The organism is Mycobacterium sp. C31M, from assembly GCF_053345865.1.
In genome coordinates, this window is record NZ_JBKFAX010000001.1 from 203,852 (window position 1) to 217,672 (window position 13,821).

Genomic DNA, 13,821 nt, shown 5'->3' on the forward strand with positions numbered 1-13,821 from the left:
TTTTGTCTGCTCGCGAGAAAAACCGTTGACACTCGACTGAACGCACATTTAGCGTATTGAACATGCGTTCAGCCGACGATCTGACGAGCACCGCCCGCATCCGCGACGCGGCCATCGCACAGTTCGGCGAGCACGGGTTCACCATCGGGGTTCGCGCCATCGCGACCGCCGCCGGCGTCAGCCCCGGTCTGGTCATCCACCACTTCGGCTCCAAGGACGGCCTGCGCCAGGTCTGCGACGACCACATCGCCGAGCAGATCCGCAATGCCAAATCCGAAACCATCCAATCCTCGGACCCCACCTCCTGGTTGAGCCAGATGGCCGAGATCGAGGAATACGCGCCGATGATGGCCTACCTGGTCCGCAGCATGCAGTCCGGCAGCGACCTGGCAAAAACCTTCTGGCAGCACATGGTCGATAACACCGAGATTTATCTCGAAGAGGGCGTGCAGGCCGGCACCGTCAAACCCAGCCGCGACCCCAGGGCACGGGCCAAGTACCTCGGCGTCACCGGCGGCGGCGCATTCCTGCTGTACCTGCAACTGCACGACAACCCGACCGACCTGCGCGCGGTGCTGCGCGATTATGCCGAGGACATGGTGCTGCCGGCGCTGGAGGTCTACAGCCATGGCCTGCTGACCGACTCCACGATGTACGACGCCTTCCTGGCCCAACGTGAACGGGGCGTCCCGTTCACCGCCCCGCACGAAGGAGAGCAACCATGACAGATGCAGTCGAAATACGCGGCCTGGTAAAACGATTCGGCCGGACCGCCGCACTGGACGGCCTCGATCTCACCGTCGCACCCGGCGATGTGACCGGATTCCTCGGCCCCAACGGCGCCGGTAAGTCGACGACCATCCGGGTACTGCTCGGCCTGCTGCGCGCCGACGGCGGCACCGTCCGACTGCTCGGCGGCGACCCGTGGCGCGACGCCGTCGCCCTGCACCGCCGGATCGCCTACGTACCAGGCGATGTGACGTTGTGGCCGAACCTGACCGGCGCGCAGGTCATCGACTTCCTGGCCCGACTGCGCGGCGGCACCGTCGACACCCGGCGCCGCGACGAACTGATCGACCGCTTCGAACTCGACCCGCACAAGGTCGCCCGCACCTACTCCAAGGGCAACCGGCAGAAGGTCGCCATCGTCGCCGCCTTCAGCACCGATGCCGAGCTTTACATCCTCGACGAGCCGACCTCCGGTCTGGATCCACTGATGGAGCACAACTTCCAGCAGTGTGTCGCCGAGGTCTCCGAACGCGGTGCCGCCGTCCTGTTGTCCAGCCACATCCTCGCCGAGGTCGAAAAGCTTTGCGACACCGTCACCATCGTGCGGGCCGGGCGGATCGTCCGGTCGGGCACGCTGGCCCAACTACGGCACCTGATGCGCACCACGGTGACGGCCCGGACCCGGGGCGATGCCTCCGGCCTGCGCGCCCTGCCCTTCGTCCACGATTTCGCCGAGCAGGACGGCCAGGTCAGCTTCTCGGTCGACCGCGCTGATCTCGATACCGGGATGGACCACCTCAGCAGGCTGCACATCACCGAACTGGCCGTGGCACCGGCGTCTTTGGAAGATCTTTTCCTGCGTGAGTATCGAACGGCGAGCTGATGTCCACCACCGTCGAGCACACCAGCCGCCACCGCACCACCACCGCGCAGTCGCCGCTGATCGGCACCGCCACCCTGCTGCGCCTGGCCCTGCGCCGCGACCGCATCCGGCTCACCATCTGGATCGTGGCGTTGACCGCGCTGCTGGCTTACACCCCCGGCGCTCTGCAACTCGCCTACCCGGCCACCGAACAACGTCAGGCCCGCATCGAACTGATGCAGACCCCGGCCGGAATCATGTTGAGCGGTCCCATGTTCGGCCGCAACGAGACGGGCCTGGGCGTCATGATCGCCAATGAGCTGATGCTCACCATGATCATCGCCGGCTCGATCCTGGCCATCCTGACCGTGATCCGGCACACCCGTGCCGAAGAGGAAAGCGGCGCGGCCGAATTGGCCCAGGCCTCCGCGGTCGGCCGGTACGCCCGCACCGCCGCAGCCTTGACGCTCATGACCGGCGTCAACGCGGTGCTCGCCATCACGATGTCAACAGCGCTGACCGCCAACGGTTTCGGCTTGCTCGACAGCGCAGCCTTCAGCGTCGGGATCACCGCCGCGGCCATGGTGTTCGGCGCACTGGCCGCGGTGACCGCCCAGCTGTGGCGCCAGTCGCGGGCCGCCACCGGGGCCGCAATGGGTGCACTCGGCGCGGCCGCTCTGGTACGTGGTGTCGGCGATGTGATCGACCATTCGGGCAGCGTCTTGAGCTGGTTCTCCCCCATCGCGTGGGCCCAGCAGATGCGCGCCTTCGTCGACCTGCGGTGGTGGCCGCTGATGCTGCTGATCATCCTGGCGGCCGCACTTGCCGTGCTGGCCGTCGTCGCAGAATCACAGCGACAGTACGACGCCGGCATCATCGGATCGGCAGGTGAACGCCCACAGGCCCGGGCCATCCCGAATGTCTTCGTATTGCACCTGACCCTGCAGCGCGGACAGGTCATCGGCTGGAGCATCGGGCTGTTCCTGGCCGGCCTGACCTTCGGCTCGATGACCAACGCGCTGCTCGATGCGGCCGGGGACAATGAGCTACTGGCCCGCATGTTGGCCACCGCAGGCACCGACGGCGCTTACACCACCATGACGCAGTTCCTGGCCGCCGCGGCCGGCGCATTCGTGGTGTCCGCAGTCTTGCGAGCATTCGCCGATGAGCGCAATGGGCTGGCCGAACCGGTGCTCGCCGGGGCGGTTTCGCGCTGGCGCTGGCTGCTGACCGCGGTGGCCGCGGCGCTCACCGGAGCGGCGGTCCTGTTGTTCTGTGCGGGCCTGGGCAACGGCTTGGGCGCAGGCGTCACCGTCGGCGAGCCGATGCTGATCGGGCGCCTGACCCTGGCCGCCCTGGCCTTCCTGCCCGCGATGGCGGTACTTGCCGCGGTGGCGGCGCTGGCGGTTGCCGTGCGCCGCCCCTGGATCGGCTGGGTGGCAGTGGCATTCGTGGTCCTTTCGCTGTATCTGGGTGCGCTGCTGCGACTTCCGCAATGGCTGTTGGATCTGTCTCCGGTCGGACAGACGACAGTGCCCACCGACGTCCCGTGGACCGCGTGGGTGACGATGTCGGTCATCGCCGCAGCCCTGTCCGCAGTGGCGGCCTGGATCTACCGGAACAGGGATGCGACATGAAACTCGCTGTGCAGACGCTGTTCGGACTGCTGTTCTTCGCCGCCGTGTTGTTCTGGCCTGCCGGCACCTTCGCCTACTGGCAGGCATGGCTGTTCCTGGCCGTCTTCCTCGCCACGACCATCGTGCCGAGTATCTATCTGGCCGTTCGCTACCCGGAGGCGCTGGCCCGGCGGATGAGGGCGGGGCCCACCGCGGAAACCCGTCCCGCGCAACGCATCATCATGACACTCACCCTGACCCTGGTGGTGGCGACATTCGTGTTGTCGGCGCTCGACCACCGCTTCGGCTGGTCGTCGGTCCCGGCCTGGCTCGTCGTCGTCGGTGCCGTCCTGGTCACCGTCGGGCTGAGCATCGCCCAACTGGTGGTGGTGCAGAACAACTATGCGGCGGCGACGATCCAGGTCGAGGCCGGCCAGCCGGTGGTGTCCACCGGGCTCTACGCCCTCGTGCGCCACCCGATGTATGCCGGGGCGGCCATCATGATGGTCGGCACTCCGCTGTGCCTGGACTCGCTGTGGGGACTGCTCGGTGTGTTGGCGTCGGCCCCGGTGATCGCGGCGCGCATCCGCGATGAGGAGACCATGCTGGCCGAGGACCTCCCCGGCTATCGCGAGTACATGCAGCGGGTGCGGTTCCGGTTGTGCCCCTACCTGTGGTGACCCCGGATCTCCTCGGCCGCCTTCTCGCCGATCATGATCGCGGCCGCATTGGTGTTGACCGGCGGGATCTTCGGCATGATCGACGCGTCGGCAACCCGCAGCCCGGTCAGGCCGTGTACGCGCAGGGACGGGTCGACGACGGCATCCGGTCCGATGCCCATCGCGCAACTACCGACCGGGTGGAAGTAGGTGCCGGTACCGCGGGCCACGTACTCCCGCAGCGACGCCCGGTCGGTGACATCGGGTCCCGGTAGCACCTCGCGCAGACGCCAGTCATCGAACGGCGCACGCGAAGCGATATCGCGGGCCACCTCGATACCGTGGCACATCCGCCGGATATCGGATTCCATGCCGAGGTAGTTCGGGTCGATCAGCGGCGGTGTCCGCGGATCGGGTCCCGCCAACCGGATCGACCCGCGGGCCTGCGGCACCGTCGCCACGGCGAGGGTGAAACTGTTCGCCGGCGCAGTCAGGTGCGGTGGGTGAAACGGCACGTGGATGAACATCAGCTGCATGTCGGGACCATCGAGGTCGGGGGCACTACGCCACAGCAGCGACGTCTCGGCATGATTGGTGCGTCCCGGCGGAATCGGCCGGGACGCTTCGTAGACGACCCCGCACAGTGGGTGATCGTGCAGATTGCGTCCCACCCCCGGCAGGTCGTGCACAACGTCGACACCCACGGCCTCGAGGTCGGCGGCCGCACCGACACCGGAGAGCAACAGCAGTCGTGGCGAGTCCACCGCCCCCGCACTGACAATGACCTCCTTGTTGGCCCACACCGCCTTGGGATGACCCGAATCGACAAAATCCACTCCCACGCACCGTGTTCCCGCGAGGCGCAGTCGGTGTACCCGTGATCCGGTCAGCACGGCGAGGTTCCGCCGATGCAGTACCGGATGCAGGTAGGCGGCCGCGGTGCTTTGCCGCCATCCACCGGCGATCGACAGATCGTGCCAGCCCGCGCCCTCGGCCGTGCTGGCGTTGAAGTCGGCGGTCAGACCGAAGCCGGCGACGACCGCGGCGTCGAGGAACACCTGAGACAACGGGTTGGCGTCCACCGGTGACGCCGGCGCGGGTGTCATCGGCCCACCGGTCCCGCGGTAGCGCGGGTCACCGGCCGGCACCGTCTCGATACGCCGGAAGTAAGGCAGCACCGATTCGTAATCCCAACCCACACAACCGGATTTGGCCCATCCGTCGAAGTCTCCCCGATGCCCGCGCAGGTAGACCATCGCGTTGATACTGCTGCTGCCGCCCAGGGTGTGCCCGCGCGGCCAGTTGTGGGTATACCCGGCGGTGCCGGCCTGGGGCACCGTGTCATACGCGTAGTCGACCTCGGTCCCCCACAAGGCGGGCCATGCGGGCGGCGCAGCGATCTCGGGCCGGGTGTCGGCCGGACCCGACTCCAGCAGCAGCACCGTCGTGGCCGGGTCTTCGGAGAGCCGGGCCGCGATCACGCTGCCGGCCGAACCGGCGCCGATCACGATGTAGTCGAAGGCCGGGAAGTTCACCATCTGTCAATCACTTTCGTTGTCTGATCGCACGGCCCGGCAAGCGCACCGCGCGGGGTACATTGATTTCGTCCAGCGGGACGGTCAGGAGGAACGTCGATGCACGCCAAGCTGAGCATCGGAGAATTCGCCACGTTGACGCACCTGAGCGTGCGCACGCTGCGTCGGTATCACGAGGCCGGACTGTTGGTCCCGGCGACGGTCGACCAGTTCACCGGATACCGGTACTACACCGCCGCCCAGATCCCGACCGCCCAGGTCATCCACAAACTCCGTCAACTCGACCTGCCGCTCGCCGAGGTCGAATCGATTCTGGCCACCGACGATCCGCAGCAGCGCGCCGAAGTGATCTCCGGTCACCTGCAACGCCTGGAGGCCGAGTTGAACCGGACCCAGGCCGCCGTGGTGTCCCTGCGCCGACTGCTGCGCCCAGACCCGGCCGAAATCGAGATCGAGCTACGGTCGGTGCCGGCCCGGACGGTCGTCGCGATCAGTGACCAAGCGTGTCTTGATGATTCGCTGCGCTGGTATGCCGAGGCGATGGCCGAACTCGACGCGGCCTGCCCGCCGGAGCAGCGCACCGGACCGCCCGGCGGGCTCTACGCGAACGAGCTGTTCGCCGACGGCGCCGGGATGATGACCGTCTACCGACCGGTGCGTGACCCCCGGCCGGCCGGGCGGGTTACGGTGCTGGAACTGCCCGCCACCGATCTGGCCGTGGCGGTACACCGCGGTGCGCACGATGACCTCGATGTCACCTATGGACAGCTGGGGTCCTGGGTGGTCAGCCATGCGCTGGCCGTTGCCGGACCGGTTCACGAGATCTACCTGTGCGGGCCCCAGGACACCACCGACTCGGCTGCCTGGCGGACCGAGATCGGCTGGCCGGTCTTCCCGCTGGCGCCCGGCCCGGAACACGACGGCGTAAGTCATCCGACCGTGGCCAGCGCCGACTCGGCGATCAGATCGGCGACCGCCCCGGGCTGAGACACCGTGACGGCGTGCGAGGCCTCGACCTCGACCGTCCGCGATTTCGCCCGCTCGCCCATGAACCGCATGGACTCGGCCGGGATCGCCAGGTCCTGCGTGGTGACCATGTTCCATGACGGGATGGTCTTCCAGGCCGCGGCGGTGGCCGGCTCGTTCAGTGCGGCCTCGGTGATGGGGCGCTGGGTGGCCGCCATCAACGCGGCGGTCTCCGGCGCCACATCAGCGGCGAACACTCGATGGAACTCCGGCTGCTGGATGTAGAGATCAGAACCCTTGCCACCGCCAGACGTCGGCAGCGGTACCGAGTTCAGCGCCGGGCCCAGTTGCGCGCCGGGGAACTTACCCGCCAGTTGCGACGTGGTCTCACCCGGCTCCAGGAGGAAACTGGCGATGTACACCAGGGCCTTCACATTCGGTTGGCCCGCGGCGGCCTGACTCATCACCGATCCCCCGTACGAATGGCCGGCGAGTACGACGGGACCCGGCACATCAGCGAGCACACTGCGGACGTACTCGGCGTCACTGTGCAGGCCGCGCAACGGATTTGCCACCGCGATCACCGGATAGCCGTCGTCTTCGAGTTCCTCGATGACGCCGTTCCAGCTCGACGAGTCGGCGAAGGCACCATGCACCAGTACGACGGTGGGTAGGTCGGTCGGGGGTTGCGCCGCTGCCGGCGTTTCGGTGCCGGCGCAGCCCGCGACGACGGTGGCGATGGCAGCGCAGGCGGCGACAGCGGACAGCGTTGAGATGCGTTTCATGGTCACAGGTTGGGGTCTCTCCCAAGGAGAGGGTCAAGCCCGTGCCGTGGGGCCATACTGGCAACGTGGAACTGCTCACCGGATTCGGGTTGGCGACCGCAGCGGGATTGAACGCCTACATTCCGCTACTGGCGCTGGGCGTGTTGTCGCGCTACACCGACCTCGTGTCATTGCCTGCGGGTTGGGCGTGGCTGGAGAACGGCTGGGTGATGGGCATCGTCGCCATCCTGCTGGTCATCGAGATCATCGCCGACAAGGTGCCCGCCCTGGACAGTGTCAACGACATGGTGCAGACGTTCGTCCGGCCGACGGCAGGCGGCATCGTATTCGGTTCCGGGACCGCCGCGCAGACGGCCACCGTGACCGATCCGGGTGCCTTCGCCCAGTCGGGGCAGTGGGTCCCGGTGGTCATCGGCATCGTGATCGCGCTGGTTGTGTCGTTGACGAAATCGACTGTGCGGCCCGCAGCCAACGTCGCCACCGCCGGGGTTGCCGCACCGGTGCTGAGCACCGTCGAGGACGTCACGAGCATCGGCTTGGTGTTCGTCGCCATCCTGCTACCGGTGTTCGTGCTGGTGGCCGTCGTCGTCCTGGCGTGGGCGGCGGTGACGTTGATCCGCCGGCGCCGCAAGGCCCGTCAGGCCGGCGGCCCGGCGATTCGGTAGCCGTTGCGTCCGGCCGCCTTCGCCTCGTACATCGCGCTGTCGGCGGCCCGCAACAACTCCTCGGCGGTGGTGTGCGGCCCGCCGACGGCGATCCCGATGCTGAGACCGACCATGCCGGTCCACGCCCCGATGGTCAAAGGCACCGAGGCGGTGTCGACAAGGCGGCGCGCCAGCACGGCCGCCGTCGCGGGTTCGGTGTGGATGACCACGAACTCGTCGCCGCTGCGACGCGCAACCGTATCGGTGGCCGGCACACAGGACAGCAGCCGTGCGGCCACCGCGCTGAGCACGGCGTCGCCGACACTGTGACCGAGTTCGTCGTTGACCTTCTTGAAACCGTCGAGGTCGACGCACAGCACAGCCACCTCCGCCGTCCCGTCGAGTTGCTGCTGCAACCGCTCATAGAGCAGCGCCCGGTTCGGCAGGCCGGTCAGCACATCGTGAGTCGCGTTGTGCTCCAGTCGACTTTCCAGTTCCTTGCGTCGCGAGGTATCGCGCACCGACACCACGTAGCCGTCCCGCTCGCCGGTCACGGGGTGATAGGTGACCCGGACGAACGCCTCGAGCCAGACCCACTCGCCGTTGCGGTGCCGCATGCGGTGCTCGGTGGTGAATGTGTCGACCCGGCCGTCGCCCATGGCGCGCATTTTCAGCGCGAACTCGGCCACGTCCTCCGGGTGGGTGATCTCGCTGGCGCGTTTGCCGACCAGCTCGTCGGGGTGGTAGCCGAGCAGGGTTTTGATGGAGGGTGACACATACCGGCGGATACCGTCGAGCGTGCCCCGGATCAGGGTGTCAGCAGAGTTCTCCAGCACCGTCCGGTACAGCGTCGCTTCGGTCTGCTGCGCCAGGAATATCGATGCCAGTAGTCCGAAATCGGCAAGCTGGGCACGCAGTCGGGCGCCGTCGTCGCGCGCGTGCGGGTCGGTCAGCCACAACGCCCCGCCCGGGATGGGCACCCCGGCGACGAACCGGGCGCCGGCGAACGCCGCGCCGATCGGATGTCCACTGCGCACCGCGTCCTCGACGACCAGCACCTCGGTGGGCGGCACCGGGCCGTCATGGAAGCAGACCAGCGCATCCCGACAGCCGGTCACTGCACATGCCGTGCGGCACAGCGCCTCGAAGAACGCCGACGTGCTTGCCGTCAGATCCACACACCCTTGCCGACGGCGACGACACCACCGGAGCTGATGGAGAACCGCTCACGGTCCTTGTCCAGGTCGACGCCGACCATCTCACCGGGTCCGACGACGACGTTCTTGTCCAGGATGGCGCGGCGCACCACGGCGCCGCGGCCGATCCGCACCCCGGGCATCAGCACGCTGCCCTCTACGATGGCGCCGTCATCGATGCTCACGTTGGACGACAGCACCGAATTGCGTACCGAGGCCGCGGAGATGATGCTGCCCGCGCCGACGACCGATTCCTGGGCCGAGCCGCCGTTGACGAACTTGGCCGGTGCCAGGTTCTCCGAGCCGCCGCGGATGGGCCAGCGCTTGTTGTAGAGATTGAACACCGGGTGCACCGACACCAGGTCCATGTGTGCGTCGTAGAACGCGTCCAGGGTCCCGACATCGCGCCAGTAACCGTGATCGCGTTCGGTGGCTCCGGGCACCTCGTTGTCGTCGAAGTCGTAAACACCGGCCATCCCGTCGGCCACCAAGCGCGGAATGATGTCACCGCCCATATCGTGATCGGAGGTGTCCTCGTCAGCATCGGCGCGAATGGCGTCGATGAGCACCTTGGTGGTGAAGATGTAGTTGCCCATCGATGCGAAGGTCTGCTCGGGATCGTCGGGCGTACCGGGCGGGTCGGCCGGCTTCTCGATGAAGCTGCGGATGCGGCCGGAGTCGTCGGCGTCGATGCACCCGAACGCCGAGGCTTCCGAGCGCGGAACCCGGATACCGGCGACGGTGGCGCCTGCGCCGCTCTCGATGTGGTGTTGCAGCATCTGCTCGGGATCCATCCGGTACACGTGGTCGGCACCGAAGATGACGATGTAGTCGGGATCCTCGTCATAGATCAGGTTCATCGACTGGTAGATGGCGTCGGCCGAGCCGGTGTACCAGCGCGGACCGAGCCGCTGCTGGGCTGGGACCGGGGTGATGTACTCACCGGCCAGCCCGGACAGCCGCCAGTTCTGCGAAATGTGCCGGTCCAGCGAATGCGATTTATATTGCGTGAGAACACAGATCCTGAGGAACCGCGCGTTGACCAGATTGGACAACACAAAATCGATGAGCCGGTAGGAACCGCCGAACGGCACCGCCGGCTTCGCGCGGTCTGCCGTCAGTGGGTAAAGGCGCTTACCCTCCCCTCCAGCCAGGACGATGCCCAGCACGTGTGGCGCTTCCCTCATGGTCCCAACCTATCGGGCAGACCGCAGCGCGGCTAGCCAATCGCCCGATCGAAGTGCTGCATGTCAAGGTAATTGGGCTCGACGCATGTCCACTCGGCGCACAGGGGTGCGCTCGACACCCACGCCCGATACGGTGCACACCATGCGGGTGGCGATGATGTCCCGGGAGTATCCGCCGGAGGTCTACGGCGGAGCAGGCGTACACGTGACCGAGCTCGTCTCGCAGTTACGTCACCTGTGCGAGGTCGATGTGCATTGCATGGGTGCGCCACGCGACACCGCGATCGTGGCGCAACCCGATCCGGCGCTCAAGGATGCCAACGCCGCGCTGTCCACGCTGTCGGCGGATCTGGTGATGGCCAACGCCGCGGCCGGGGCGACGGTGGCGCATTCGCACACCTGGTACACCGGGATGGCCGGCCATCTGGCCGCGCTGTTGCACGGCATCCCGCACGTGCTCACCGCACACTCGCTGGAACCGATGCGGCCATGGAAGGCCGAGCAACTCGGGGGCGGCTACCGGGTGTCGTCGTGGGTGGAGAAAACCGCGGTGGAGGCCGCCGACGCGGTGATCGCGGTGAGCTCCGGGATGCGCGGCGACGTGCTGGCCACCTACCCGGCGCTGGATCCGGCCCGGGTACATGTGGTGCGCAACGGGATCGACACCGCGGTCTGGTACCCCGCGGCACCGGATCCCGGCGCCTCGGTGCTGGCCGAGTTGGGCGTGGATCCGACCCGGCCCATCGTGGCGTTCGTCGGCCGGATCACCCGGCAGAAGGGGGTGGCCCACCTGGTGGCCGCCGCGCACCGGTTCGGTCCCGAGATCCAGCTGGTGCTGTGTGCCGGGGCACCCGACACACCCGAGATCGCCGAGGAAGTCAGTGCCGCGGTGCAGGAACTCGGCATGGCGCGCACCGGCGTGTTCTGGGTGCGCGAGATGCTGCCCGTCGAGAAGATCCGCGAAATACTCTCGGCATCAGCCGTTTTCATCTGCCCGTCGGTATACGAACCGCTCGGAATCGTGAACCTGGAGGCGATGGCCTGCGGCACCGCCGTGGTCGCCTCCGACGTCGGCGGCATCCCCGAGGTGGTTGCCGACGGCAGCACCGGACTGCTGGTGCACTACGACGCCGCGGACGCCACGGGTTTCGAGCATCGGATGGCCGACGCCGTCAATGCGTTGGTCGCCGACCCGGAACGCGCACGCACTTTCGGCGCGGCGGGACGACAGCGGTGTATCGAGGAGTTCTCCTGGGCGCAGATCGCCGAGCAGACGCTGCGCATCTACGAGTTGGTGTCACGCTGACCCGAAAGGGTCAGCCTGGCCAGCACGTATGAGACCTAGCTGGTGACGCCCTTGAGTTCGTCGCCCAGCGCGGCGGCCTCATCCGGCGTGAGTTCCACGACGAGCCGCCCACCACCTTCCAGTGGTACCCGCATCACGATGCCGCGCCCCTCCTTGGTCGCTTCCAATGGACCGTCGCCGGTCCGGGGCTTCATCGCCGCCATCGTGTGCTCCTCCCGCGTGAGCCGGCCCGCGTGATGCGAACCCGATCAAGACCGGCGTGTGCCGGCACAGAATTGCTACTGAACTAACCCTATTCTTCCCTATAGCTGGACCGCAGTGTGAAAAGACCCGGCGAAACGCACCGACCGTGACCGGATCGGTGCCGCTCAGCCCACCCGCGGCACCCAACACGACACGATGTGATCGTCGACCATGCCGGTTGCCTGCATCAACGCATACGCCGTCGTCGGTCCGACGAACCGGAATCCGCGGCGCTTCAATTCCTTGGCCATGGCCTTCGATTCCGGCGTCACCGCAGGGACATCCTTCAGCGTCGCGGGACGTTCCCGTGCCGCCGGAGCAAAGGACCACAGCAAATCGGACAGGTCGACGTCAAGTTCCTCGATCACGCGGGCGTTGTTGATGGTGGCCTCGATCTTGGCGCGGTTGCGCACGATCTCGGCATCGTCCATCAGGCGGGCAATATCGGCTTCGGTGAAGCGGGCAACCGCCTCGGTGTCGAATCCCGCGAAGGCACGGCGGAACCCGTCGCGCTTGCGCAGAATCGTCAACCAGGACAGCCCGCTCTGGAAGGCCTCCAGGCTGACTCGCTCATAGAGCGCACGGGCACCGCGCAGCGGAACACCCCATTCGGTGTCGTGATACTCCCGGTAGAGCGCCGAGTTCGGCTTGGAATCGGTTGGTACCCAACCGCACCGGGTGCGTCCGTCACCGTCGGACTCGGTCACGATTCGTCGGCGCGGGCGTGCGCCGCCTCGTGTTCACCGGCAACGACGTCCGGATCATCGATACCGTGGGCGGCTCGCAACGCGGTCAACTGCCCACGCACCGAATCGAGTTCGGCCCCGAGACGGTCCAGTACCCAGTCGACCTCGCTGGTCTTGTACCCCCGCAGGGTCTGGGTGAACTTGACCGCGTCGACATCGGCACCGGTCACCCCGGAGGCCGGCAACACCGTCGCCGTGGTGTCATGCGGCAGCGGCGGCAGCACCTCACCGCGGCCGAACAGCACACTGCCCAGGGCAAACAACACACCGCCGACGAGGACCAACACCACCAGGTACGTGAGTATCAGCGTCACGTCACCGATACTGCCCTACCGGTCCGACAAGTCGGCTTGCGGCGGGTGGTGCGCAGCGACCGGGGAATCAGAACGGCCGCAGCGTGTTCATCGGCGGACGATCGGCCAAGGACACCGTGGACGTCCGCGGCGTGTAGTCCTCGCCGTCGGCGAAGAACTGGGTCAACCCGACACCGGAGTCCTCGATACCGCAGCGATTCAGCAGCGTGGCGATCACCTGCCGGCTCATGCTGGCCAATTCGGTCAGCGGACGGTTCCGGTGGGTGCGTACGCCCAGGTTGACCTGAGCGATACCGTCCAGGCCATAACGGTTGTAGGTGTCGACCAACAGGCCGATCTCCACACCGTAGGCCGGCGCGAACGGCACCGAGGTCAGCAGTTCGCGGGTGCCCGCGTACTCGCCGCCCAGCGGCTGCAGCAGGCAGGTCAGCTCCGGTCGCAGCGCCGCCAGCAGCGGGCGTGCCACCAGTTCGGTGACGCGGCCGCCACCGTTGGCATCCTCGCTGCCGCTGACCTTGAGCGGGCGCCGGTAGAAGCCCTTCACCAGATGCACACCATCGACGGTCAACAGTGGCCCGAGCAGTTTCGGGACGAACATCGGGTCGGGGTCGATCAGATCGGAGTCGACGAAGACCACGAGGTCACCGGTGGTGGCCGCCAGCGACCGCCACAGCACCTCACCCTTACCGGGGCGCGGGGGCACCTCCGGCAGGGCTGCTTCCCGGCTGACCACCCGGGCACCGGCGGCGACCGCGCGGATCTCGGTGTCGTCGGTGGAACCGGAGTCGAGCACGATCAGCTCGTCGACCAGGCCACCGAGCAGCGGAGTGATGGTCTCCACCACCGACCCGACGGTCTCCTCCTCGTTCAGCGCCGGCAGGACCACCGAGATGGTGCGTCCCTTCTTGGCCGCGACCAGTTCCTCGATCGTCCACGATGGACGGCCGAAGCTGTGGTCTGTCAGCCACGGGTGTCCCACCACTGCGTCAGTGTCGTCGATATCGGTCAGTTCTGCTGTCAGCTCGGATATCAG

The 13,821-nt window shown here is 67.3% G+C and carries 15 protein-coding genes; 7 read left to right on the forward strand and 8 right to left on the reverse strand.

Translation table 11 applies throughout. The features are described 5' to 3' along the window. Nucleotides 1-62: 62 nt before the first annotated feature. Genes ACLBYA_RS00935 through ACLBYA_RS00950 form a run of 4 tightly spaced genes read left to right on the forward strand, consistent with a single transcriptional unit; the run spans nucleotide 63 to nucleotide 3,887 of the window. A complete protein-coding gene (locus ACLBYA_RS00935; RefSeq protein ID WP_447707476.1) occupies nucleotides 63-725 on the forward strand; it encodes a TetR family transcriptional regulator in 663 nt (220 codons plus the stop codon). After that, complete coding sequence (locus ACLBYA_RS00940) at nucleotides 722-1,612, forward strand: ATP-binding cassette domain-containing protein (RefSeq protein WP_447707477.1); 891 nt, start codon at nucleotides 722-724, stop codon at nucleotides 1,610-1,612. The genes ACLBYA_RS00935 and ACLBYA_RS00940 overlap by 4 nt, the downstream gene beginning before the upstream one ends. Then, entirely contained in the window at nucleotides 1,612-3,228 is a 1,617-nt protein-coding gene (locus ACLBYA_RS00945) for an ABC transporter permease (protein ID WP_447707478.1), read from the forward strand. Before ACLBYA_RS00940 ends, ACLBYA_RS00945 begins: the two co-directional genes overlap by 1 nt. Next, nucleotides 3,225-3,887, forward strand: a complete 663-nt coding sequence (locus ACLBYA_RS00950) for a methyltransferase family protein (protein ID WP_447707479.1) — start codon at nucleotides 3,225-3,227, stop codon at nucleotides 3,885-3,887. Before ACLBYA_RS00945 ends, ACLBYA_RS00950 begins: the two co-directional genes overlap by 4 nt. On the opposite strand, the gene ACLBYA_RS00955 is transcribed toward ACLBYA_RS00950, so the two are convergent. After that, nucleotides 3,875-5,404 carry a GMC family oxidoreductase gene (locus ACLBYA_RS00955; protein ID WP_447707480.1) on the reverse strand — a complete coding sequence of 510 codons (1,530 nt, stop codon included), beginning with the start codon at nucleotides 5,402-5,404 and terminating at the stop codon, nucleotides 3,875-3,877. The genes ACLBYA_RS00950 and ACLBYA_RS00955 overlap by 13 nt on opposite strands. Nucleotides 5,405-5,500: 96 nt before the next feature. On the opposite strand from ACLBYA_RS00955, the gene ACLBYA_RS00960 reads away from it, so the two are divergent. Continuing rightward, on the forward strand, nucleotides 5,501-6,388 hold the full coding sequence (locus ACLBYA_RS00960) for a MerR family transcriptional regulator (protein ID WP_447707481.1): 888 nt from the start codon (nucleotides 5,501-5,503) through the stop codon (nucleotides 6,386-6,388). Here the strand turns inward: ACLBYA_RS00960 and ACLBYA_RS00965 are convergent. Beyond that, nucleotides 6,331-7,152: an alpha/beta fold hydrolase gene (locus ACLBYA_RS00965; protein WP_447707482.1), complete on the reverse strand. Its 822-nt coding sequence runs from the start codon at nucleotides 7,150-7,152 to the stop codon at nucleotides 6,331-6,333. The two genes, ACLBYA_RS00960 and ACLBYA_RS00965, sit on opposite strands and share 58 nt — an antisense overlap. Nucleotides 7,153-7,217: 65 nt before the next feature. Here ACLBYA_RS00965 and ACLBYA_RS00970 point away from each other — a divergent pair, with 65 nt between their 5' ends. Beyond that, nucleotides 7,218-7,817, forward strand: a complete 600-nt coding sequence (locus ACLBYA_RS00970; RefSeq protein WP_447707483.1) for a DUF4126 domain-containing protein — start codon at nucleotides 7,218-7,220, stop codon at nucleotides 7,815-7,817. Here ACLBYA_RS00970 and ACLBYA_RS00975 read toward each other — a convergent pair. Together ACLBYA_RS00975 and glgC are read right to left on the reverse strand one after the other, a co-directional pair. Next, a complete protein-coding gene (locus tag ACLBYA_RS00975; protein ID WP_447707484.1) occupies nucleotides 7,790-8,974 on the reverse strand; it encodes a diguanylate cyclase domain-containing protein in 1,185 nt (394 codons plus the stop codon). The genes ACLBYA_RS00970 and ACLBYA_RS00975 overlap by 28 nt on opposite strands. Continuing rightward, on the reverse strand, nucleotides 8,965-10,179 hold the full coding sequence (gene glgC, locus ACLBYA_RS00980) for a glucose-1-phosphate adenylyltransferase (protein WP_447707485.1): 1,215 nt from the start codon (nucleotides 10,177-10,179) through the stop codon (nucleotides 8,965-8,967). Before glgC ends, ACLBYA_RS00975 begins: the two co-directional genes overlap by 10 nt. A gap of 142 nt (nucleotides 10,180-10,321) precedes the next feature. On the opposite strand from glgC, the gene glgA reads away from it, so the two are divergent. Then, nucleotides 10,322-11,485 carry a glycogen synthase gene (glgA, locus tag ACLBYA_RS00985; protein WP_447707765.1) on the forward strand — a complete coding sequence of 388 codons (1,164 nt, stop codon included), beginning with the start codon at nucleotides 10,322-10,324 and terminating at the stop codon, nucleotides 11,483-11,485. A 35-nt stretch (nucleotides 11,486-11,520) separates the two neighbouring features. Here the strand turns inward: glgA and ACLBYA_RS00990 are convergent, their stop codons facing one another. The 4 genes from ACLBYA_RS00990 to ACLBYA_RS01005 all read right to left on the reverse strand — a co-directional run bounded on the left by ACLBYA_RS00990 (nucleotide 11,521) and on the right by ACLBYA_RS01005 (nucleotide 13,767). Beyond that, nucleotides 11,521-11,688 (reverse strand): DUF3117 domain-containing protein, encoded by a 168-nt coding sequence (locus ACLBYA_RS00990; protein ID WP_003406247.1) that lies wholly within the window; start codon nucleotides 11,686-11,688, stop codon nucleotides 11,521-11,523. 165 nt (nucleotides 11,689-11,853) lie between these two features. Next, on the reverse strand, nucleotides 11,854-12,435 hold the full coding sequence (locus ACLBYA_RS00995) for a DNA-3-methyladenine glycosylase I (RefSeq protein ID WP_447707486.1): 582 nt from the start codon (nucleotides 12,433-12,435) through the stop codon (nucleotides 11,854-11,856). Beyond that, nucleotides 12,432-12,788, reverse strand: a complete 357-nt coding sequence (locus ACLBYA_RS01000) for a DivIVA domain-containing protein (RefSeq protein ID WP_447707487.1) — start codon at nucleotides 12,786-12,788, stop codon at nucleotides 12,432-12,434. The genes ACLBYA_RS00995 and ACLBYA_RS01000 overlap by 4 nt, the downstream gene beginning before the upstream one ends. A 67-nt stretch (nucleotides 12,789-12,855) precedes the next feature. After that, complete coding sequence (locus ACLBYA_RS01005) at nucleotides 12,856-13,767, reverse strand: glucosyl-3-phosphoglycerate synthase (protein WP_447707766.1); 912 nt, start codon at nucleotides 13,765-13,767, stop codon at nucleotides 12,856-12,858. Nucleotides 13,768-13,821: the final 54 nt, after the last annotated feature.